Consider the following 21,976-nt stretch of genomic DNA (forward strand, 5'->3'; position numbering starts at 1 on the left):
AGGTGTGACGACTGCGCCGGACACCCAGTACGAGGACCTGCTGCGCCTGGTCCTGAGCACCGGAACCGCCAAGGGCGACCGCACCGGCACCGGTACCCGCAGCGTCTTCGGCCACCAGCTGCGGTACGACCTGGCCGCCGGGTTTCCGCTGGTCACCACCAAGCGCGTGCACCTCAAGTCGGTGGTCTACGAGCTGCTCTGGTTCCTCCGCGGCGACTCCAACGCGCGCTGGCTGCAGGAGCGCGGGGTGAAGATCTGGGACGACTGGGCCGGCCCGGACGGCGAGCTGGGCCCGGTCTACGGCGTGCAGTGGCGGTCGTGGCCCACCCCCGACGGCCGCCACATCGACCAGATCACCGGCGTGCTGGAGACGCTCCGCACCGACCCGGACTCCCGGCGCATGCTGGTCTCCGCCTGGAACGTCGCCGAGCTGGACAAGATGGCGCTCGCGCCGTGCCACGCGCTGTTCCAGTTCTACGTCGCGGACGGCAAGCTCTCCTGCCAGCTGTACCAGCGCAGCGCCGACCTCTTCCTCGGCGTCCCCTTCAATATCGCCTCGTACGCCCTGCTCACCCACATGGTGGCGCAGCAGGCCGGGCTCGGCCTCGGCGAGTTCGTCTGGACCGGCGGCGACTGCCACATCTACGACAACCACGTCGCGCAGGTCACCGAGCAGCTGAGCCGCGACCCCTACCCCTTCCCGGAGCTGCGGCTGCGCAAGGCCGAATCGCTCTTCGGCTACGACTACGCCGACGTCGAGGTACTCGGATACCGGCACCACCCGACCATCAAGGCGCCGGTGGCGGTGTGACCGCCAGGACCGTCGGGCTGATCTGGGCGCAGACTCCGGCCGGGGTGATCGGCAGGGACAACGGCATTCCGTGGCGGGTGCCGGAGGACGTCGCGCACTTCAAGGCGACCACCGCCGGCCACCCGGTCGTCATGGGCCGCCGCACCTGGGACTCGCTGCCCGCGCGGTTCCGCCCGCTGCCCGGCCGCCGCAATATCGTCGTCACCAGGCAGCCGGGGTGGCGCGCCGACGGCGCCGAGCCCACCCCCTCGATCCCGGCCGCGCTGGCGCTGGCGGGCACCGGAACGGTCTGGGTGATCGGCGGCGCCGAGATCTACCGCGCTGCGCTCGCCGCCGCCACCGACCTCGCCGTTACCGAGGTCGAGCTGGAAGTCGAGGGCGACAGCTTCGCCCCCGCGCTCGGCCCGGAGTGGGTGGCCGACGAGGCCGCCTGGGAGCTCTCCACCTCCGGCGTCCGCTACCGCATCCGCCGGTATCGGCGCGCGGAGGGCTGAACCCGGCATATCGCCGCCGGGGGTCGGGCATACTTCGGTTCATCAGCACCTGTCGGCGCGAAAGGTTGTCATGGACAAGAAATCGCTCACCGCGGTGGCCCGGCAGCAACTGAAACTGGCGGGAACCGCGACCAGCGGCCGGAGTTCGCAGACCCTGTTCGGCGGACACGCGAATGCCCTGCGGCAGACCGTTGTCGCGCTGACCGCCGGGCAGAGCCTCGGCGAGCACGACAACGCCGGAGAGGCGACGCTGCTGGTGATCAGCGGCACGCTCACCCTGATCAGCGGCAGTACGGAGTGGAAGGGGTCGGCGGGCGATCTGCTGGTTGTCCCCAGGGCGCGGCACAGCGTGAAGGCTGTGGATGATGTGGCGTTTCTGCTGACCGTCGCGAAGTCCTGAGCGCGCCGACGTTCTAGGCTGGCTGGCATGGGTGAGCCACAGCCGATCCTCGAACCGCTCACACCGGCCGCCATCTTCCTCGTCGCCACGATCGCCGAGGGGGGCGAGCCGGTGGTCCGCGACCTGCTCGCCGACCTGCCCGGGCTCCGCCGCTCGGTCGGCTTCCGGCTGCCGGGCGCCGGGCTGACCTGCGTCGCCTCCATCGGTTCGGCGGCGTGGGACCGGCTCTTCGCCGGGCCGCGCCCGGCCGAGCTGCACGAGTTCCGCGAGTTCAGGGGCGAGGTGCACAGCGCGCCGGGCACCCCCGGCGACCTGCTCTTCCACATCAAGGCCGAGGTGCACGACGCCTGCTTCGAGCTGGCCATGGTGATCGGCGACCGGCTCGGCGACGCGGTGCGGATCGTGGACGAGACGGTCGGCTTCCGCTACTTCGAGCAGCGCGACCTGCTCGGCTTCGTGGACGGCACCGAGAATCCCGAGGGCGCGACCCCGCAGTCCGACGCCGGGCGCACCGCGCTGATCGGCGACCAGGATCCGGATTTCGCGGGCGGCAGCTACGTCATCGTGCAGAAGTACGTGCACCCCATGGACAAGTGGCGGGCGCTGCCGGTGCCCGAGCAGGAGAGGGTGATCGGCCGCAGCAAGCTGGACGACTTCGAGATGGCCGACGACGTCAAGCCGCCGGACTCGCACGTCGCGGTGAACACCATCGTCGACGAGGACGGCACCGAGCGGCAGATCCTGCGCGCCAATATGCCCTTCGGCAGCGTTAAGGACGGCGAGTTCGGCACCTACTTCGTCGGCTACGCGGCCACGCCGAGCGTCACCGAACGCATGCTGGAGCGCATGTTCACCGGCACCCCGGACGCCACCTACGACCGCATCCTGGACTTCTCCATCGCGGTCACCGGCACGCTGTTCTTCACGCCGCCCAACGACTTCTTCGACGACCTTCCCGATCCGCCGGAGCAGCGGGCGGCGCCCGCCGCCGCCCGCCCGGGCGACGGCTCGCTGGGAATCGGCACGCTGAAAAGGAGCACCAACCGATGAACAACCTGCACCGCGAACTGGCGCCGATCACGTCCGAGGCCTGGGCGCAGATCGAGGAGGAGGCGAAGCGCACCTTCAAGCGGCACATCGCCGGGCGCCGCGTGGTGGATGTCTCCGGGCCGTTCGGGGTGGATTACTCCGCGGTGGGGCTCGGCCGCACCACCCCGATCGCCGCGCCGGACCAGGGCGTCGAGGCGCGGCAGCGGGTGGTAGCGCCGCTGGTGGAGCTGCGGGTGCCGTTCACGCTCTCCCGCGAGGAGCTCGACAATGTCGAGCGCGGCTCGCAGGACACCGACCTGGACCCGGTGAAGGACGCCGCCCGCAAGATCGCCTTCGCCGAGGACCGCGCGGTCTTCGAGGGCTACCCGGCCGCGGGCATCAAGGGCATCAGGGCCAGTGCCTCGAACCGGCCGATCGCGCTGCCCACCGACACCAGGCTGGTGCCGGAGGCGGTCGCGCAGGCGCTCTCCGCGCTGCGGCTGGCCGGCGTCGACGGGCCGTACTCGGTGCTGCTCAGCGCCGACCTCTACACCGAGGTCTCGGAGACCTCCGATCACGGCCACCCGATCCGCACGCACATCGAGCGGCTGCTGCCGGACGGCGAGATCATCTGGGCCCCCGCCATCGACGGCGCCGTCGTGCTCACCGGCCGCGGTGGCGATTTCGACCTGCGCGTCGGCCAGGATCTTTCCATCGGCTACCTGAACCACGACGCGGAGTCGGTGCGGTTGTACTTCCAGCAGAGCATCCAGTTCCTGGTGTACACCGCCGAAGCCGCGGTCTGCCTCTCCGCGTGATGGACGACGCGGTGGCGACGGAGCGCCCCGGCCCGGTGCGGGCCGGGGTGGTCCCCGGGTCCCGGATCGCGCTCTACGCGGCGGCCGCGGTGCTGGTGACGGCGGTGCTCTCGGCCGCGGTGGTCGCGCTCTTCGGGGTGAACCGGGTGTTCACCGGGGTGCTGCTCGGCGGTGTGCTCGGGATCGCGCTGCTGGTGGCGCTGTTCCGGCGGGATGCCGTCGTGCTCACCGAGCAGGGGATCGAGCGGCGCACGCCCTGGTCGGCGCAGCCGCTGGCCTGGGAGCGGGTGGTCGGCGGGCGCTTCACCCTGGACGAACGGGCGCGCTGGGCGCTGGCGCTGGACCTGACCGGCGACGCCGAGCTGGTGCTGCTCTCCGTCCCGCCGGTGGTGCGGCCGGTGGGCAATGCCTACGAGATGCGCAAACGCGAGCAGGTGCAGCAGGTGCGGCAGCTGCTGCGGGAGAAGCGGATCCCGATCACCGTGCTGCCGGAGATCGCAACCGCGTTACAACGGCACTGGCGCCTGGCACCGCCCGCCCGCTGACCGGTATACCTGGTGCGGGGCGAGACGCGGAGGCTGAAGTGTCGATGAAGAAGGGCGCCAATGTCGCGGTGCCGACCTCGGTGCTGCGGATCGAGGTCTCGGCGGCGCCGGATGTCGCCGCGCTGCTGGTGACCGGTGGGCGGGTGCGCACCGATGCCGATTTCGTGTTCTTCAATCAGCCCGCGCACCCGTCCGGGGCGGTGCACTACGAGCGCGAGCACATGCTGGTCGCCGATCTCTCCCGGATCGAGGACGGGGTCGACGCGGTGGTGATCGCGGTCGCCGGGGACGAGGAGCTCGGGGCGCTGGGTGCGCGGGTGCTCGAGTCGACCACCGGGGCCGAGGTCGCGGCGTTCGAGTGCCGGGGCGAAGGGGAGAATGCGCTGGTCGTCGGGGAGTTGTACCGGCGCGGGGGTGGGTGGCGGTTCCGGGCTGTGGGGCAGGGTTATACCTCCGGGTTGGAGGGGTTGGTTGTCGCGCACGGGGTTTCGGTGGATGAGGAGGTGCCGGAATCCGCGGAGCGGGCGGGGGAAGCCGGCGCGGGGCCGGGCGCCGGGAGTGCGCCGGGTGCGCGGAACAGTGCGGATCCGGGGCGGGGGCCGACGCCGGACCAGCAGTATCCCGTGGGTGATCTCGGTACGCCGCAACCCTTTTCGGCTCCCGCAGGAAGCGCGCCGACCCATCCGAACCCGACGCTCGTCAACCCGAACTCGCGCGGCGCAGGGTCGCAACCGACACCGGTCGACCCGAACTCGCGGGGCACAAGGCCGCAATCCACCCAGGTCAACCCGAACTCACGCGGCGCGGGGCCGCAATCCACCCAGGTCAACTCGAACTCGCGGGGCGCAGGGTCGCAACCCACCCAGATCAACCCGAACTCGCGGGGTGCGGGCCCGCAACCCACCTGGACCGACCCGAACTCGCGGGGGCACGCGCCGCATCCGACGGTGGTGAACCCGCGCGCGAGCGCGCCGGTCGCGGTGACCGAGGAACTCCCGACCCTGTCGCTGACCAGCGTCGGCGCCACCTCGGGGCTGCTCAGGATCAACCTGAGCTGGTCCATTCCGGCCATCCGCGGCATCGCGGGCCGCGGCGCCCCGGACCGCCCCCTCGACCTGGACCTGTGCTGCCTGTGGCAGCTGAACGACGGCAGCAAGGGCATCGTGCACGCCCTCGGCGAATTCGGCAGCCTCTCCGGCCCGCCGTTCCTGAAACTCGACACCGACGACCGCACCGGCCGCCCGGACGGCGAGAACCTCCTCATCGACCTCGACCACACCCGCGACTTCCGCCGCATCCTGGTCTTCGCCTCGGTCTACGAGGGCGCCGACGACTTCCGCGGCGTCACCGCCACCGCCACCCTGCACCCGGTGCACGGCGCCCCCATCGAACTCAGCGTCGCGGGCTGCACCGACAACTCCCGCAAGGTCGCGCTAGCCATGCTGGAGAACGTCGCGGGCGACCTGGTCCTGCGCCGCGAGGGCCGCTTCATCCCCCCGCCGACGCGCCCGCCCTTCTTCCTGAACATGGCCGTCGACGAGGCGTACAACTGGGGTTTGGCCTGGGTGAGCGCACCGGCCAAGGAGTAGAACTCTCCGCACCGGGTGCGGAGATTTCCAATTCATACCTCGGTGGAGCGGTCGCCTCGCAACGCACGCCGGGCGGCGGTGATCGCGGGGTGTGCGCCGGTGCCGCGGCGATAGGCCAGGTGCGTCCGGCGCTGGATGGGCAGCGGGGTGAGCACGACGCCGTCCGGGGCACCGGCGGTGCCGAGGTCGGGGACGAAGGCGACGCCCTGCCCGGCGGCGACCAGGGCGAGTACCGCACCGAAATCGTCGGCGTGGTGCCGGATGCGGGGCGGGAAACCGGCCGCCTCGCAGGCGCGGAGGGTGAGGGTGTGGCAGAGGGTGCCGGGGGTTCCGGCGATCCAGGCGGAATCGCGGTGGGCGGCGAGGGGTTGCGCGGAGCGGGCGGCGAGGTGGACGGTCTCGCGGAGCAGGGGTTCGGTTTCCAGGCCGGGGTCGGGGACGACGGGGACGTAGTCGTACTCCTGGATGAAGGCGATATCGAGCCGCTCGCCGCGCAGGGCGTCGGGGACCGAGGCCGGGTCGAGCTCGGTGACCATGAGGTCGAGGCCGGGGTGTGCGCTGCTCAGCGCCACGATGGCGGGGGTCAGGATGGCGGGGACGGCGGAGGGGAAGACGCCGATGCGCAGGGTTCCGGTGAGTTCGGTGGCGGCGGTGGCGAGTTCGGCGGCGGCGCGCTGCAGGACGGCTAGGAGCTCCTCGGTGTGCGCGACGAGCCCGTGCGCGGCGGGGGTGAGCGTCACCCGGCGGCCGGTGCGCTCCAGCAGGACCGCGCCGGTCTCCCGCTCCAGCGCGGTGAGCTGCTGGGAGACCGCCGACGGGGTGTAGTTCAGCGCTTCGGCGACGGCGGCGATGGTGCCCCGGTGCGCCAGTTCGCGGAGCAGCCGCAGCTTGCGGACATCGAGCATAAGGTGAGCTTATGCTCGCCGTCGGGAATCCGAACTGGACCTGAAGAGAGAACCGGGTCACGCTCGGTTCATGCTCCGCACCGGCCTGTACGTCCCGCTGATCACCCCGTTCACCGCCACCGGCGACCTTGAGACCGCCGCACTGGCCGAACTCGCGCACTCCGCGCTGGCCGACGGCGCCACCGGGCTGGTCGCGCTCGGCACCACCGCCGAGGCCGCGGCGCTCACCCCGGACGAGCGCGCCACCGTCATTGACATCTGCGCCGATGCCTGCGCGGAGTACGGCGCGCCGCTCGTCGCGGGCGCGGGAACGAATACCACCGCCGCCTCGATCGAGCAGGTCACGGCGCTGGACAGGCGGATCAGCGCGGCACTCGCGGTGGTCCCGTACTACACGCGCCCGTCCGAAGCCGGTGTGGTCGAGCACTTCCGGCTGCTCGCGGCCGCGAGCCCGGTGCCGCTGATCGTCTACAACATCCCCTACCGCACCGGCCGCACGCTGAGCGCGGAGACGCTGGGGCGGATCGCCCGCCTCCCGAACGTCGCCGGTTTCAAGCACTCGACGGGCGGCATCGACGAGACCACCGTGGCCTTCCTCGCCGACCTGCCGGAGCACGTTTCGGTCCTGGCCGGGGACGACCTCTTCACCGCTCCGCTACTCGCCCTCGGCGCGAGTGGCGCCATTCTGGCCTGCGCCAATGTTGCCGCCCGCCCGTACGCCGACCTCATCGCAGCCTGGCGCGCGGGCTCGGTCGAGCACGCGAGGCAGCTCGGAAACCGCCTGGTCCCGCTCACCCGCGCCCTCTTCGCCGAGCCCAATCCGACCGTCGTCAAGGCGGTCCTCGCCGCCAAGGGCCGAATCCCCAGCGCACACGTGCGCCTCCCCCTGCTCCCCGCACTCCCGGAGACGACGGCAGCCGCGCTGACCTGCCTGGACCAGCTCGACCGCCGATAGGCGACGCGCGATCCGCGCAGCACTACGCCCCGAGCGATTCCAGCAGGGTCACGGCCTCTGCCCGCACGCCCCCCTCGGCCCCGAGCACCCGCAGCACCGCCTCCGGAATGGTGCGCTCGGCGTACCCCGGCGCCACCCCCTCGTCGGAGCGAATATTGATCACCGTCTCCACCAGCCGGAACGGAAGCACCTCCGCGCCGGGAGCGGCGCCGAGGTCGGCGAGGACGAGCCGGGCCAGCTCCTCGTAGTGCCCCCGCAGCTCGTCCCGGCGCAGCCGGAAGGCGGCGAACCGCTCGGTGCGCAGCTCCGGAAGCAGGTACAGCGCACCGAGATTCCAGCGCGCGCCACACAGCTGGCGGACGTCGAAGAGCGCGAGCGCGTAGAGCCGCACGGCGGCCGGCGCGGCGGAAACAGCCAGCTCCTCGGCGAATTCCAGTGGCCCGGCCACGGTCTCGGCGAGCAGCGCGTCCAGGATGTCGTCCTTGGCGGCGAAGTGGTGGTAGAGCGAGGCCTGGCGGATGCCGACCGCGTCGGCGACCGCGCGGGTCGAGGTATTGGCGTAGCCCTTGGTGGTGAAGAGCTCGCCTGCGGCGTCCAGGATCTCGGCCCGCGGCGTCTGCCCGTGCCTGCGCCGCTGCTCGAGCCGCGGCCGCCCCGGTCCGAGATTCGTCACCGGGCCATTCTGGCACTGCTCGGGGGCAGGCCCGGCTCGCACCGCGCTGAGCTGCGCGGGGAGATTCCTGTCATCCGACAGAAACTCAGGAAACGCGAACGTTACGGCGCTTGACCGGAGCGATACACAGCGGTCACCGGAGACGCGATCGGCGGGTCAAAACTGTCACCCGATAGATATTTCGGCCCGTCCCGAAGGAACCGATCATGGCCACCACCCTGGAACCCACCGCCCCCGGGAACCCGCCGTCCGACACCCGCGACGGCGCCGACCTCGCGACGTTCGGCTACGAACCGGTGCTGCACCGCAAGCTGGGCCGGTACGCCTCGTTCGCGGCGGGCTTCTCGTTCGTCTCCATCCTCACCACGATCTTCCAGTTCTTCGCCTTCGGCTACTCCTTCGGCGGCGCGGCCTTCTTCTGGACCTGGCCGCTGGTCTTCGCGGGCCAGTTCCTGGTGGCGCTGAACTTCGCCGAGCTGGCCGCCCGCTACCCCATCTCGGGCTGTATCTACCAGTGGTCGCGGCGGCTGGCGGGCGAGGCGGTGGGCTGGTTCGCCGGCTGGCTGATGATCATCGCGCAGATCGTCACCGCGGCGGCCGCGGCGATCGCGCTGCAGGTGGTGCTGCCGAGCATCTGGAGCGGCTTCCAGATCATCGGCACCGACACCGCGCTGACCTCGCACGACGGCGCCATGAACGCGGTGCTGCTCGGCAGTGCGCTGCTGGTGGTGACGACGGCGATCAATGTCATCGGCATCGACCTGATGGCCCGGATCAACTCGATCGGCGTGACCATCGAGATCGTCGGCGTGCTCGCCATCATCGCGCTCTTCTTCACCGGCGCCGAGCGCGGGCCGGACGTCGTCTTCGACACCTCGCAGGCGGTGGAGGGGCCGTACTGGATGGCCTTCCTGATCTCCGGGCTGATGGCGGCGTACGTCATGGTCGGCTTCGACTCGGCCGGTGAGCTCTCCGAGGAGACCAAGAACCCGCGCCGGGTGGCGCCGCGCACCATCCTCACCGCGCTCACCGCCTCCGCGCTGGGCGGCGGGCTCATCCTGGTCGGCGCGCTGATGGCGGCGCCGAGCCTGGACGACGGCGCGCTCGCCGAGGGCGGGCTCGCCTACGTGCTGACCGCCAAGCTGGACAGCCCGGCGGGCACGGTGCTGCTCGGCTGCGTCGCGGTGGCGATCATGGTGTGCACGCTGGCCGTGCAGACCGCCGGCTCCCGGCTGCTCTTCTCCATGGCGCGGGACGGCAAGCTGCCCTTCGCCAAGGCGCTCGCCGCGGTGCACCCGCGGTACGGCACGCCGGTGCTGCCCGCCCTCGTGATCGGCGCCGTCGGGATCGCGCTGCTGGTGCTGAACCTGGGCAACTCGGCCATCTTCGCCACCCTGGCCAGCGTCGGCATCGCCACCCTCTACCTGGCCTACCTGCTGGTGACGACGCCGCTGCTGGTGCGCCGGTTCCGCGGCTGGCAGAGCGAGCCGGGGCTGTTCGGGCTCGGCCGCTTCGGGATTCCGGTGAACCTGCTCGCGGTGCTCTGGGGCATCGCCATGACGGTGAACCTGGCCTGGCCGCGGGCCGAGGTGTACACGCCGGAGGGCGGCTCCTGGTGGATGCTCTGGGCCGCACCGCTCTTCGTGCTGCTCGCCGTCGGCGTGGGCTTCGCGATCTACCGCACGGTCGCCGGCAAGCCCGCCCCCGAACTCGTCCCCTGATCCGCGCGGCGGTGGCGATGCCGGTCGCCACCGCCGCCCTCCGAAGCACAGGAGCCTCGATGACCAGCACCGATTCGACCACGGCCGCCAGGGCGCACGCCCGCGCCCAAGCGGCCAACGCGGCGCTTCCCGAACCCGAGCTGCCCGCGGGCATCGACCCCGCGCAGGTCGTGCTCCGCGACCGCGTCCCGGCGGGCGGCTACCTGACGCGAGTGCTCGGCCGCGGCACCAGGATCCGCCTCACCGACCCCACCGGCGCCGCCTGCGCCCACCTGCTGCTCTTCCGCGCGGAGGCGCCGTGGGAGCGGCTGAACGTCGCCGACACCCTGAAGGTGCCGTGGCAGGCGTACCTCGGCCCCGGCCACCCGCTCCTCTCCGATCAGGGCCGGGTACTGGCCACCGTGCTCGCCGACACCTCCGGCCACCACGACGCGCTCTGCGGCCCGACCCCCGAGGTCAGGCAGGCCCTGCGGCTCGGCGCGGCCAAGCACGGGCTCGCGCCCGCCGATGTGGGGCCGACGCTCTCCTTCTTCCGCGGGGTCCGGGTGGCCGCCGACGGCGGGCTGACCAGCACCGGCAGCGCCGCGCCCGGCGCCGCGCTCGACCTCGTCGTGCACCTGCCGGTCACCCTGCTGCTCGCGTCCGGCGGCCACCCGCTGGACGAGCGCCCCGCCGCCGAGCTCGACGTCGTCGCCTGGGCCGCGCCGGGCGATCTCGCACCGCACCCGAACCCGGACCCGGAGTACCTGCGGGCCGTCGACAACACCGAGGCGGCCTGGAACGCCGCCCGCAACCAGGGGGTCCCGGCATGACCAGCACCGAAACACTCGTCCTCGACGAGACCGTCGCCGCCTGCGCCCCCTGGTCCACCGTGGTCAGGGCAGGCGAGCAGCTCCGGATCATCGACCTGCACGGCAACCAGGCCGTCGACTGCCTGCTCTACTCCGCCGCCGACCCCACCGGCGAGCGCTACAGCGCGCAGGCCACCGTGGCGGCGCAGCGCAATATCTTCCTGACCACCGGCAGCGTGCTGCGCACCGACTCCGGCGCCGCGCTCATGACGGTGCTCGCCGACGAGGTCGGCAACCACGACACCCTGGCCGGCGCCTGCTCGCAGGAGTCGAACACGCTGCGCTACGGCCAGCACACCAGGCACCAGCACGCCTGCGTGGAGAACTTCCTCACCGAGGCGCTGCGGTGGGGGCTCGGCAAGCGCGACCTGGTCTCGAACATCAACTGGTTCATGAACGTCCCGGTGGAGCCGGACGGCACGCTCGGCATCGTGGACGGGCTCTCCGCGCCCGGCAAATCGGTGACGCTGCGCGCCGAGATCGACACCCTGGTGCTGGTCTCCAACTGCCCGCAGATCAACAACCCGTGCAATGGTTTCGACCCGACGCCGGTGCGCATGGTGGTGACCCGATGAGCGTATTCACCGAGCCGGTGGCGGCCGCGATCGCGCAACCCGGTGTACGGCACCGGCCGCACGCGGTGGTCGGGGCGCCTGCCGCCGAGGCGGCGCGGACGGTCGGCGACGAGCGGGAGACCGGTGTCGAGCAGGTGGCACCCGCCACGGTGACCGTCGAGCGGCCCGGGCCGCTGACCACCATTCAGGACTGGCCGGGCCGCACCGGCTACTGGCACGTCGGTGTGCCGCCCTCCGGCCCGATGGACGATCTGTCGTTCCGGCTCGGCAACCGGGCGGTCGGGAACCCCGAGGGCGCGGCCGGGCTGGAGTGCACGCTCGCCGGACCGGCGCTGCGCTTCGACCGCGCCACCGCGGTCTGCGTGACCGGCGCCCCCGCCCCCGTCACCGTGGACGGCGAGCCGGTCCCGCAATGGCGCGCGGTGACGGTGCCCGCGGGCGGCACGCTCGAGGTCGGGGCGGTCACCGGACCCGGGCTGCGGGTCTACGTGCTGCTCGCGGGCGGGCTCGAGCTGCCCGAATACCTCGGCAGCGCGGCGACCTTCACGCTCGGCAAGTTCGGCGGCAGCACCGGCGGCATCCTGCGCGCGGGCGAGCTCCTGCCGCTGGGCGAGCCGGCGAGCACGCCCACCGGGGCGGTGCCGATGGAGCACCAGCCCGCGCTCACCCGGCACTGGCAGCTCGCCGTCACCGAGGGGCCGCACGGCGCGCCGGAGTTCTTCACCCGCGCCGATATCGACACCCTCTACGCGACCCCCTACGAGGTGCACTTCAACTCCGACCGCACCGGCGTCCGGCTGATCGGCCCGAAACCGGGGTGGGCCCGCCCGGACGGCGGCGAGGCCGGGCTGCACCCGTCCAATATCCACGACACCCCCTATTCCGTCGGCGCGCTCGACTTCACCGGCGACACCCCGATCCTGCTCGGCCCGGACGGGCCCAGCCTCGGCGGCTTCGTCTGCCCGGTCACGGTGACCGCCGCCGACCGCTGGAAGCTGGGCCAGCTCGCCCCCGGCGACACCGTGCGCTTCGTCCCGGTGCGCGGCGCGACCACCGCCCCGCTGCGCGAGCTGGGCCGGGAACGCCGCGCCGGCTTCCCGATCGTGCTCAGCACCGGTGGCGACGGCGACGACGGGGTGCTGCGCCGCGGCCACGTCGACGACGAGACCTCGGTGACGTACCGGCGCGCGGGTGATGACGGCGTTTTGGTCGAATACGGCGAAATGACCCTGGATCTCGCGCTCCGCGCCCGGGTGCACGCGCTGTACGAGCACCTGAACACCGACCGCCCGCGCGGCATCACCGAGCTCACCCCGGGCATCCGCTCGCTCCAGATCCGCACCGATCCCGCGGTGCTCCCGGTCCCCCTGCTGCTCGACCTGCTCGCCGAGGCGGAGACCGCTATCCCCGCCGCGGGCGACCTGGTGGTGCCGAGCCGCACCGTGCACCTCCCGCTCTCCTGGGACGACCCCGCCACCCGCGAGGCCATCACCCGCTACATGCACGGCGTGCGCGCCGACGCGCCCTGGTGCCCGTGGAACATCGAGTTCATCCGGAGGGTGAACGGTCTGGAGACGGTCCACGAGGTGTACGACACCGTCTTCGACGCCGAGTACCTGGTGCTCGGGTTGGGCGACGTCTACCTCGGCGCGCCGGTTGCGACGCCCACCGATCCCCGGCACCGCCTGGTCACCACCAAGTACAACCCCGCCCGCACCTGGACCCCGGAGAACGCCGTCGGCATCGGCGGCGCCTATATGTGCATCTACGGCATGGAGGGGCCGGGTGGATACCAGTTCGTCGGCCGCACCACCCAGGTCTGGAACCACCGCGCCACCGGCTCCGACGACCCCTGGATGCTGCGCTTCTTCGACCGGATCCGCTGGTACCCGGTCGAAGCGGACGAACTCCTCGACCTGCGCGCCGACTTCAACGGCGACGTGCGCACCGAGGACGGGCACTTCTCGCTCGCCGAGTACCGGGGGTTCCTGGACGCCGAGGCGGAGTCGATCGCGGAGTTCCGGGGGCGGCAGGCGGAGGCATTCGGGGCCGAGCGGGAGTCGTGGCGGCGGGCGGGTGAGCTCTAGGGTTGGCGATGATCAGCTTGCGCCCAGGTGCCGCTCGATCGATTCGACCTTCCCGGTCATCGCATCGGTGACGCCGGGCCGGATATCACCCTTCAGGACGATGCCGGCCCGCGGCGCGACGACCAGCACGGCGTCGATGGCCTGCTTGATCACCGCCATCACCTCGCCCCACTCTCCCTCGATGGTGGTGAACAGAGCATTGGTTTCGTTGGGTAACCCGCTGGCGCGGATGACCCGCACCGCTTCGGCAACTCCGGCACCGACGCTTTCGCCGGTCCCCATGGGCGTGACCGAGAACGCGATGATCACCTGTGCCTCCTCCTTCGCTGGTCTTCGTGGCTACGAGGCGCGGAGGAGATCGGCGATGTCGCGGTGGAGTTCGGCGGCACCGATCACCTGCCTTTGCTGAGCGTGTTCGGCTGCCTGCCGGACAACTCGAAGTCCGTCGATGATTCGAGCGGAGCCGGTTCCGACGGCATCGCCGAGCGCTTGCCGTCCGAGTAGCACCCCCTCGTCACCGTCACCGTGCCGAAGCTGCAAGGCGGACAGTTGCATCAGGCCGAGTCGTCTCGAGCGAATCTGTTCGTCGGGAAGAGTGAGTGCGACGCGCAGCCTGGCGACAGTTCGCTCGACTTCGGTCTCTCGCCGGTAAGCCAGATCGAATACGCCCTGGGCGGCATCGCCTCGAAGCATGGCGTCGCTGTAGTAGGTGCCGAAGCCTTCGTGGTCGATATCCGGGTGGTCATCGCCCCGGGATTCGGCGAACAGCTGCTCGGCGTGCTCGACAGCCCGCAGGCATTCGACGGCATTACCGAGCTGACCGAAGGCGCGAGCTTGTACCGCCGCGATGTCGGCGCGACGTAACAGCGACAGCCGATCGGGCCGCATACCGGCCATGCCGAGCATCGTCAGGGCCTCGTCGGCCTGACCGAGGAAGATGGCCTGCCGCGCCAGACAGGTCAGCACGGCGGCCCGAAGCCACCAGGCATCGGACTGTTCAGCGCAGTGCCATCCAGCGTGGAAGCTGGCCTTCGCCGCAGCGTGATTGCCGCGATCGTAGTGCGCCCAGCCGACGACACGAAACAACGTCCCCGCTGCTTCGTGCATCGCCCGATGCAGCGGCTGCGGCATTTCCATTCGCAGGTAACCGGCTACGGCGCGCACCTGTTGCACCATCTCGTCGCCGACCGGCAGGCCCGAATCGTCAGCGGAACGGAAGACCGACGCCCATGCCGATACCCGCTGCACGTGAGCCATCCCGACGCGAGCGGGAAGCTGGTCGAGCGGGTCTGCGGCGGCTGCGATCATCTCGTCGCTGAGCATTGTTGCCGACACGGCGAGCATCCCCCGCAGGAAGTCGTTGCGTCGCACATCTTCCGCCTGAAGCGCTCGGGACCCTGTCGCTTCATCATAGGACGACCAGGCGGGCCCGGCCGGTGTGGACTTCCTGCCACCGCGCCGCCGCGCCTGCCAGGCGGCTTGGCCTTCGGCGACGATCTGCTCGAACCGGGTCCGGTCATCGGCGGTCGCGCGTTGCGCGTAGGCGGTGTCGAGAATCGCCTGCGTGCCCGGACGCGGCACGACCGTGCCGAGTCCGCGACGCCAGTTCGCGACGGTCGTGATTTCGACTCCGAGCAGAGCGGCGAAATCCCGCACCGAACAACGCATAGCTTCCTGTAGCGCTACGGCTTCGAATCCGGTCCACGCCCGCCCTCTGACCACATCTTCCCCCTACGTCACCACTCTTCGAGCCGGGCGAACGCGAACGACGCGCCAACGCTAGCGCAACAGTGCGTACTTCGCCCGAAACACGCTGCCCGGCAGGGTAAATCCCGATACCCGGCACCGGGGAGACGCCTGAAATCGAGTCGGGCGCACCGACTGCCCTGCGGTGCGGCGGGCCGGTGGCGAAAGCCCTCGGTGCCGGGTATCTCCGTCCTTCAGCGGCGCACTGTACTCGGAGGCTTTCAGCTCGATGTCCACAGAGAATTCGCCTGCTCGAATCCGACACATACATATCGAGTCCGGGCCCCTGAGCTTGGACTTCATCGCCGGCGCCGAACACGCACGAGATGTCTCCGACGAATTGGCGCCATCCTTCCCGGAAGTCATTGTGACCGTGGATGACGATATCCATCCGGGTTTGCCGCCCCTGCCTTGCGCAAGATTGTGGGAGTAGCACGATCGGCCGAAGTCAGGTGTGCGCGAAACCGGCGGTGTCGTGCTGCGGCCGCTCCTGGGCCCGCAACCGCGGCATGACCTGCTCGAGCGCCTCCAGCAGCAACCCGGCGAGATCGTGGGTGAAACCGTTGCGCACCACGATGCGCAGCGCCGCGAGATCCTCCCGGTCGGCGGGGAAGGTGTAGGCGGGGACCAGCCAGCCGTGTTCGCGCAGCGCGGCGGAGACGTCGAAGACCGAGTAGCCGGTTTCGCCGTCGGCGAGGGTGAAGGCGAAGACCGGGAGCTCGCTGCCGTCGGTGAGCAGGCGGAAGGGGCCGAGCGCGGCGATCCGCCCGGCCAGCTCGGTGGCGACCTCGCGGCAGTACCGCTGGATGCGGGTGTAGCCGGCGCGGCCGAGCCGCAGGAAGGTGTAGTACTGGGCCACCACCTGGGCGCCGGGGCGGGAGAAGTTGAGCGCGAAGGTGGGCATCTCGCCGCCGAGGTAGTTGACGCGGAAGATGAGGTCGTCGGGGAGCGCGGGGGTGTCGCGCCAGAGCACCCAGCCGACGCCCGGGTACACCAGGCCGTACTTGTGGCCGGAGGTATTGATCGAGGCGACGCGCGGGAGGCGGAAGTCCCACTCCAGGTCCGGGTCGCAGAAGGGGGCGATCATGGCGCCGGATGCGCCGTCCACGTGCACCGGGATGTTCCAGCCCTTGTCTTGCTCGAGCTGGTCCAGCGCGGCGCAGATCTCGGCGACCGGCTCGTAGCTGCCGTCGAAGGTGGAGCCGAGGATGGCGACCACGCCGATGGTGTTCTCGTCGCAGTACGGGAGCGCGGCCTCAGCGGTCAGGTGATAGCGGTCGCCCTGCATCGGCACCAGCCGGGCCTCGACGTCCCAGTAGTTGGCGAACTTCTCCCAGCACACCTGGACATTCCCGCCCATCACCAGGTTCGGCCGCTCGGCCGAGAGCCCGGCCGCCCTGCGGCGCTGCTGCCATCGGCGCTTGAGCGCGAGCCCGGCCAGCATGCACGCCTCGCTCGAGCCGGTGGTGGAACAGCCCGGCGCGGTCGCCGGATCGGGGGCGTTCCACAGGTCGGCGAGCATGTGCACGCAGCGCTGCTCCAGCTCCGCGGTGCGTGGGTACTCATCCTTGTCGATCATGTTCTTGTCGAAGCACTCGCGCATGAGTTCCTGCGCGGCGGGCTCCATCCACGTGGTCACGAAGGTCGCCAGGTTGAGCCGGGCATTGCCGTCCAGCATGAGCTCGTCGTGCACCACCTGGTACGCGACCTCGCAGTCCAGCTCCCCCTCCGGCATGCGGTCCCGCGGCACGGTGATCGGCTCCCTGGTGAACACCGGGTTGACCGCCACCTCCTTCGGCCGGCGGGGGTGCGGGTCGGACGGGTGCGACAGCGGCATAGCGGCTCCTGCCTCTCGGCCGGGCGATCCGGTGCGCCCAGCGTATCCGCAGGTCGCCGCCGTTCCCCGCTTCCGCGCTACCCGGCGTGCCGGGTCAGTGGACCTTGCGCTCCAGCTCGTCCAGCGTCCAGGGCGGCTCACCGTTGTGGTCGCGGTAGGCGACGATGCTGGGGGTGGGGCGCTCGAAGCGGCCGACGAAATTGCCCGCGGCGATGAAGACCTGGCCGGTGATGTCCTTGGCGCGGTCGGTGGCGAGGTAGCGGTAGAGCTGGGCGGCGTACTCCGGGGGCGGGGCGTCGAGGGCGCCCTGGGTGGAGAGCTCGTCGAGCATTCCGCGGCGGTGCAATTCGTGGATCTTGGCTTCGTAGGCGTCCCCGGTGGAGAGGCGGGTGCGCGCACCGGGGCAGACGACGTTGGCGCGGACGCCGTGTTCGCGGAGTTCGGCGGCGATGGCGAGGGTCAGGCTGGTCACCGCGCCCTTGCCCGCGGCGTAGCCGGTGCCGCCGTAGTCGCCGAGGTAGGCGAAGGAGCTGGTGTTGATGATGGTTCCGCGGCCCTGAGCCACCATCGGGGGTGCGGCGGCGCGGCAGGTGGCGAAGACGGTCTCCAGATGCGAGTCGAGGAGGGTGCGCCACTCCCCCGAACCGACCGCGAGGATCGAGGACCCCTCCGGCTCCGCGATCCCGGCGCAGTTGACCAGCACGTCGACGGCACCGAACTCCGCGACGCAGGTAGCGATCAGCTGTTCGGCCACCGCGGCGGCCGACCCGGGCACGCCGACAGCACCGAGCTCGGAAGCAACGCGATCGACAGCGGAGGCATCGCGTCCGTTCACCACCACCCCGGCCCCCTCGGCGGCCAGCGCGGCGGCGACGGCTCGGCCGATCCCGCTGGTACCGCCGACCACTACGGCACCGCGGCCGGTCAACTCGGGCATGAATCTCCTCGAAGGTCTAGACGCCGGGCATCCCGGCGAAGAGCAGCCGGAATACCGACGGCAGGTTGGGGGTGATCTGCGTGGACGGCACGAAGGGCGGGCCCTCGTTGGTGTCGGTGACGACGTAGTCGGCGTGGCTGTTCGGCACCCGGTCCAGCACGCCGCTGCAGTTGGGGCCGCCGGTGGCGTTCACCTTGGGCAGGTCCTGCGGGTACTTGTAGGCGGGGGCGCCGTACATGAAGCTGGCGAAGAACGAGGCGCCGGGCTTGTTGCCGCCGAAGAGCGATTCGGCCAGCGGCATGGCGTTGTTGATCCCGACCACCAGGCAGTACAGCACCGGCTTGTACTCGTAGAGCAACTCGGCGGTGGGGCGGAGCAGACCAAGGGATTCGACCAGCGCCCGCTCGTTCTCGCCGAGTACGGCGGTGCCGGTGTCGGCCAGTCCGATGAGCCCGAGCAGCATGGCGTCCACGTCCTGTGAACGCTCGGAAATACTCCCCGCGGTGACGGTGGCGTTGTCCACGGTGCGCAGCAGGTCGGGCGCGGTGTCGGCGTAGAGGTCGGTGACCTGGGCGGTGGCGGCGAGGTCGCGCTCGAGGGCGGGCAGGCTGGGGTTGAGTTCGGCGAGGTAGGCGTCGGAGCGGGTGAGCAGCTCGCCGAGCTTGGCGCCGCGCCCGTCCAGCGCCTGGCCGATGGCGCTCAGCGTGGCATTGAGCTTGGCCGGCTCGACGGCGGCGAGCAGCCGGCTGAGCCGCTGGAAGAGGGTGTCGAACTCCACCGTCACCGCGGACGCGTGTAGCAGGGTGCCCGGGCGCATGGCGGTCGGCGCGGGATCGGCGGGGACAACGAAGTTCACGTACTTGGCGCCGAAGACGGTGGTCGAGCGGATGTCGACGGTGGCATTGCTCGGCACCAGCTCCAGCTGCTCCGGGTCGATCCGCAGCTCCAGCCGGGCGGTGTCCCCGGTCGACGCCACCGAGGCGACCGTGCCGATCTCCACCCCGCGCACCCGCACCTTGGCGTCCGGGTCGAGCACCAGCCCGCTGCGCGGCGCCTCCACGGTGAGCGCCACGGTGTCCTGGAAGCGCCCGGCAAACATGGCCAGCGCCAGCGCGGCCACGGCCAGTAGCAGAGCGACCATGGATAGCGCCGCCACCTTGTAGCGGACCAGCGACCAGAACACAGCGGCCTGCGACTTCGCCGGCGCTTCCTCGCGTTTCTGCATGGTTCACCTCTCGCTGGACGAGCGCGCTCTTCCTTGCTTGGCCCGGCAGGCCGTAGTACTGTCCAGACAGGTGTCCATCATATGTCTGGACAGCAACCTGGGGAAGGATTTCCGATGAGTCCGGTGAAACCGCGACGGGTCTCCGGTGGCGAGCACGAGCACGGCCATCTCGAGGAGTTCCGCACCGACCCGATCGCCCTGATGAAGCGCATCCGCGAGGAGTGCGGCGATGTCGGCGCGTTCCAGCTGGCGGACAAGAAGGTGCTGCTGCTCACCGGCGCCGAGGCGAACGAGTTCTTCTTCCGCTCCGCCGACGAGGACCTGGACCAGGCCGCGGCCTACCCGTTCATGAAGCCGATCTTCGGCGAGGGCGTGGTCTTCGACGCCAGCCCGGAGCGGCGCAAGGAGATGCTGCACAACTCCGCGCTGCGCGCCGACCAGATGAAGGGCCACGCCGCGACCATCGAGCGCGAGGTCGAGCGGATGCTGGCGAACTGGGGCGACGAGGGCGAGATCGACCTGCTCGAGTTCTTCGCCGAGCTCACCATCTACACCTCGTCGGCGTGTCTGATCGGCACCAAGTTCCGCGAGGAGCTGGATATCCGGTTCGCCAAGCTCTACCACGAGCTGGAGCGCGGCACCGACGCGCTCGCCTACGTGGACCCGTACCTGCCGATCGAGAGCTTCCGGATCCGGGACGAGGCGCGCGCCGCGCTGGTCGACCTGGTGCAGGGCATCATGGACCAGCGGCGGGCCAACCCGGCGGGCAAGGAGGACCGGGACCTGCTCGACGTGCTGATCTCGGTCCCGGACGACGACGGCAACCCGCGCTTCGACGCCAGCGTGATCACCGGCATCTTCATCTCCATGATGTTTGCCGGGCACCACACCACCTCGGGCACCGCCGCCTGGTCGGTGATCGAGCTGCTCCGGCACCCGGAGGTGCTCTCCGGCGTGGTGAAGGAGCTGGACGAGCTGTATGCCGACGGGTCGGCGGTGAGCTTCAACGCGCTGCGCCAGATCCCGAACCTGGAGGCGGTGCTCAAGGAGACGCTGCGGCTGCACCCGCCGCTCATCATCCTGATGCGGGTGGCGCGCGACGCCTTCGAGGTGTGCGGCACCGAGATCACCGAGGGCGACCTGGTGGCGGCGACCCCGGCCATCTCGAACCGGCTGCCGGAGGACTTCCCGAACCCGGACGCCTTCGACCCGGGCCGCTACATCGACCCGAACCAGGAGGACCTGGTCAATCGCTGGACCTGGATCCCGTTCGGCGCGGGCAGGCACCGCTGCGTGGGCGCGGCGTTCGCGCTCATGCAGCTCAAGGCGATCTTCTCGGTGCTGCTCCGGGACTGGGAGTTCGAGATGACGCAGCCCTCGGAGAGCTACCGCAACGACCACAGCAAGATGGTGGTGCAGCTGGCGCAGCCGTGCCGGGTGCGCTACCGGCGCAGGCAGCGCTGAGAACAGGCGGGGCCCGCCGCGCGCGTGACGCGTGGCGGGCCCCGTCTCGTTCCGGTCCGAGTTCACTCGAAAGCGACCTGCCAGCTCTTGATGCCGTTGATCCAGCCGTTGCGCAGCCGCACCGGCTCGCTCACCTCGCGGACATTCGGCATGACGTCCGCGATCGCATTGAACATCAGATCGATCTCCAGCCGGGCCAGATTGGCGCCGACGCAGTAGTGCGTTCCGGTGCCGCCGAAGCCGACGTGCGGGTTGGGGTCGCGGCCGATGTCGAAGGTGAAGGGCGCCTCGAAGCCGTCCTCGTCGAAGTTGGCCGAGCCGTAGAAGAGCCCGATCCGCTCGCCCTCCCTGATCTGCTGCCCGCCGAGCTCCAGGTCCTGGGTCGCGGTGCGCTGGAAGACGGTGACCGGGGTGGCCCAGCGGACGATCTCGTCCGGCGCGGTCTTGGGCCGCTCGGCCTTGTACCGCTCCCACTGCTCCGGGTGGTCGACGAAGGCCTTCATGCCGTGCGTGATGGCATTGCGGGTGGTCTCGTTGCCCGCCACGGCGAGCAGGATGACGAAGAAGCCGAACTCGTCGGAGGCCAGCGACTCGCCGTCGATATCGGCCTGCACCAGCTCGGAGACGATATCGTGGGCCGGGCTGGCGCGGCGCTGCTCGGCCATGTTCCAGGCGTAGCCGAGGATCTCGGCGGAGGCCACGGTCGGGTCGCCGTACTCCGGGTCGTCGTAGTTGAGCATGGCGTTGGACCAGTCGAAGACCTTGCGCCGATCCTCCTGCGGCACGCCGAGCAGCTCGGCGATGGCCTGCAGCGGCAGCTCCACCGCGACCTGCTCGACGAAGTCGCCGCCGCCGTTCTTCTTGGCGGCGTGCACGATCCGGTCGGCGCGCTCGGCCAGCGCGGCACGCAGGCTCTCCACCGCGCGCGGGGTGAAGCCCTTGGAGATGATCCGGCGGATCTTGGAGTGCTTGGGCGGGTCCATGTTCACCAGCAGCGCGCTGGTCAGCTCCATCTGGTCGATGGTGATGTCGCCGGGGAGCCGGATGATCGAGCCCTTGCGCTGCGAGGAGTACAGCTCCGGGTGCCGCGAGATCTCCTTGATGTCGGCGAGCTTGCTGACCACCCAGTACCCGCCGTCGAAGAAGCCGCCCGAGTTCTCGTCGGTCTGCGGGTTCCACCACACCGGCGCGGTGCGGCGCAGCATCGCGAACTCCTCGACCGGGCGGCGGTTCTCCCACAGCGCGGGATCGGTGAAGTCGAAGCCGGTGGGCAACGAGGGTGCGGACATCTCTACCTCCTGGGGATGGGGAAAG

The 21,976-nt window shown here is 70.8% G+C and carries 21 protein-coding genes; 13 read left to right on the top strand and 8 right to left on the bottom strand.

Annotated elements, in window-relative coordinates:
- The first annotated feature begins 4 nt into the window (after window positions 1-4).
- The 7 genes from AB0H71_RS24765 (at window position 5) to AB0H71_RS24795 (ending at window position 5,686) form a co-directional block, all read left to right on the top strand.
- Entirely contained in the window at window positions 5-811 is an 807-nt protein-coding gene (locus AB0H71_RS24765) for a thymidylate synthase (protein ID WP_357025305.1), read from the top strand.
- Window positions 808-1,305 carry a dihydrofolate reductase gene (locus tag AB0H71_RS24770; protein ID WP_357025308.1) on the top strand — a complete coding sequence of 166 codons (498 nt, stop codon included), beginning with the start codon at window positions 808-810 and terminating at the stop codon, window positions 1,303-1,305. Before AB0H71_RS24765 ends, AB0H71_RS24770 begins: the two co-directional genes overlap by 4 nt.
- A 70-nt stretch (window positions 1,306-1,375) precedes the next feature.
- A complete protein-coding gene (locus tag AB0H71_RS24775) occupies window positions 1,376-1,705 on the top strand; it encodes a cupin domain-containing protein (RefSeq protein WP_357025311.1) in 330 nt (109 codons plus the stop codon).
- Window positions 1,706-1,732: 27 nt separating this feature from the next.
- On the top strand, window positions 1,733-2,755 hold the full coding sequence (locus tag AB0H71_RS24780) for a Dyp-type peroxidase (protein ID WP_357025314.1): 1,023 nt from the start codon (window positions 1,733-1,735) through the stop codon (window positions 2,753-2,755).
- Window positions 2,752-3,552: a family 1 encapsulin nanocompartment shell protein gene (locus tag AB0H71_RS24785; protein WP_357025317.1), complete on the top strand. Its 801-nt coding sequence runs from the start codon at window positions 2,752-2,754 to the stop codon at window positions 3,550-3,552. The genes AB0H71_RS24780 and AB0H71_RS24785 overlap by 4 nt, the downstream gene beginning before the upstream one ends.
- A complete protein-coding gene (locus tag AB0H71_RS24790; protein ID WP_357025319.1) occupies window positions 3,552-4,097 on the top strand; it encodes a hypothetical protein in 546 nt (181 codons plus the stop codon). Before AB0H71_RS24785 ends, AB0H71_RS24790 begins: the two co-directional genes overlap by 1 nt.
- 44 nt (window positions 4,098-4,141) lie before the next feature.
- Entirely contained in the window at window positions 4,142-5,686 is a 1,545-nt protein-coding gene (locus AB0H71_RS24795) for a TerD family protein (RefSeq protein ID WP_357025589.1), read from the top strand.
- A gap of 32 nt (window positions 5,687-5,718) precedes the next feature.
- Here AB0H71_RS24795 and AB0H71_RS24800 read toward each other — a convergent pair whose 3' ends face one another.
- Window positions 5,719-6,591, bottom strand: coding sequence for a LysR family transcriptional regulator (locus AB0H71_RS24800; protein ID WP_357025322.1), 873 nt, complete (start codon window positions 6,589-6,591; stop codon window positions 5,719-5,721).
- Between the two features lie 70 nt (window positions 6,592-6,661).
- Between AB0H71_RS24800 and dapA the strand changes: the two genes are divergently transcribed.
- Window positions 6,662-7,546: a 4-hydroxy-tetrahydrodipicolinate synthase gene (dapA, locus tag AB0H71_RS24805; RefSeq protein ID WP_357025325.1), complete on the top strand. Its 885-nt coding sequence runs from the start codon at window positions 6,662-6,664 to the stop codon at window positions 7,544-7,546.
- 22 nt (window positions 7,547-7,568) lie between these two features.
- Here dapA and AB0H71_RS24810 read toward each other — a convergent pair whose 3' ends face one another.
- Window positions 7,569-8,219 carry a TetR/AcrR family transcriptional regulator gene (locus AB0H71_RS24810; protein WP_357025328.1) on the bottom strand — a complete coding sequence of 217 codons (651 nt, stop codon included), beginning with the start codon at window positions 8,217-8,219 and terminating at the stop codon, window positions 7,569-7,571.
- Window positions 8,220-8,425: 206 nt separating this feature from the next.
- Between AB0H71_RS24810 and AB0H71_RS24815 the strand changes: the two genes are divergently transcribed.
- Genes AB0H71_RS24815 through AB0H71_RS24830 form a run of 4 tightly spaced genes read left to right on the top strand, consistent with a single transcriptional unit; the run spans window position 8,426 to window position 13,453 of the window.
- Window positions 8,426-9,940, top strand: coding sequence for an amino acid permease (locus AB0H71_RS24815; protein ID WP_357025331.1), 1,515 nt, complete (start codon window positions 8,426-8,428; stop codon window positions 9,938-9,940).
- A gap of 59 nt (window positions 9,941-9,999) precedes the next feature.
- Entirely contained in the window at window positions 10,000-10,752 is a 753-nt protein-coding gene (locus AB0H71_RS24820) for a DUF1989 domain-containing protein (protein ID WP_357025334.1), read from the top strand.
- Window positions 10,749-11,366 (top strand): urea amidolyase associated protein UAAP2, encoded by a 618-nt coding sequence (locus AB0H71_RS24825; protein WP_357025336.1) that lies wholly within the window; start codon window positions 10,749-10,751, stop codon window positions 11,364-11,366. Before AB0H71_RS24820 ends, AB0H71_RS24825 begins: the two co-directional genes overlap by 4 nt.
- Window positions 11,363-13,453: a 5-oxoprolinase/urea amidolyase family protein gene (locus tag AB0H71_RS24830; protein WP_357025339.1), complete on the top strand. Its 2,091-nt coding sequence runs from the start codon at window positions 11,363-11,365 to the stop codon at window positions 13,451-13,453. Before AB0H71_RS24825 ends, AB0H71_RS24830 begins: the two co-directional genes overlap by 4 nt.
- 12 nt (window positions 13,454-13,465) lie before the next feature.
- Here AB0H71_RS24830 and AB0H71_RS24835 read toward each other — a convergent pair whose 3' ends face one another.
- The 5 genes from AB0H71_RS24835 to AB0H71_RS24855 all read right to left on the bottom strand — a co-directional run bounded on the left by AB0H71_RS24835 (window position 13,466) and on the right by AB0H71_RS24855 (window position 19,198).
- Window positions 13,466-13,762 carry a thiamine-binding protein gene (locus AB0H71_RS24835; protein ID WP_357025342.1) on the bottom strand — a complete coding sequence of 99 codons (297 nt, stop codon included), beginning with the start codon at window positions 13,760-13,762 and terminating at the stop codon, window positions 13,466-13,468.
- Between the two features lie 30 nt (window positions 13,763-13,792).
- On the bottom strand, window positions 13,793-15,109 hold the full coding sequence (locus AB0H71_RS24840) for a hypothetical protein (RefSeq protein WP_357025345.1): 1,317 nt from the start codon (window positions 15,107-15,109) through the stop codon (window positions 13,793-13,795).
- Between the two features lie 538 nt (window positions 15,110-15,647).
- The gene (locus tag AB0H71_RS24845) at window positions 15,648-17,036 is read right to left on the bottom strand and encodes a glutamate decarboxylase (RefSeq protein ID WP_357025348.1); all 1,389 of its coding nucleotides are present in this window, start codon (window positions 17,034-17,036) and stop codon (window positions 15,648-15,650) included.
- Between the two features lie 94 nt (window positions 17,037-17,130).
- The gene (locus tag AB0H71_RS24850; protein ID WP_357025351.1) at window positions 17,131-17,973 is read right to left on the bottom strand and encodes an SDR family NAD(P)-dependent oxidoreductase; all 843 of its coding nucleotides are present in this window, start codon (window positions 17,971-17,973) and stop codon (window positions 17,131-17,133) included.
- 16 nt (window positions 17,974-17,989) lie between these two features.
- On the bottom strand, window positions 17,990-19,198 hold the full coding sequence (locus tag AB0H71_RS24855; protein WP_357025353.1) for an MCE family protein: 1,209 nt from the start codon (window positions 19,196-19,198) through the stop codon (window positions 17,990-17,992).
- A gap of 114 nt (window positions 19,199-19,312) precedes the next feature.
- Here AB0H71_RS24855 and AB0H71_RS24860 point away from each other — a divergent pair, with 114 nt between their 5' ends.
- Window positions 19,313-20,662 (top strand): cytochrome P450, encoded by a 1,350-nt coding sequence (locus tag AB0H71_RS24860; protein WP_357025356.1) that lies wholly within the window; start codon window positions 19,313-19,315, stop codon window positions 20,660-20,662.
- Window positions 20,663-20,724: 62 nt separating this feature from the next.
- Here the strand turns inward: AB0H71_RS24860 and AB0H71_RS24865 are convergent, their stop codons facing one another.
- Window positions 20,725-21,951: a cytochrome P450 gene (locus tag AB0H71_RS24865; RefSeq protein ID WP_357025358.1), complete on the bottom strand. Its 1,227-nt coding sequence runs from the start codon at window positions 21,949-21,951 to the stop codon at window positions 20,725-20,727.
- Window positions 21,952-21,976: the final 25 nt, after the last annotated feature.

It is taken from the genome of Nocardia sp. NPDC050697 (genome assembly GCF_040654395.1).
Classification (GTDB): Bacteria; Actinomycetota; Actinomycetes; order Mycobacteriales; family Mycobacteriaceae; genus Nocardia.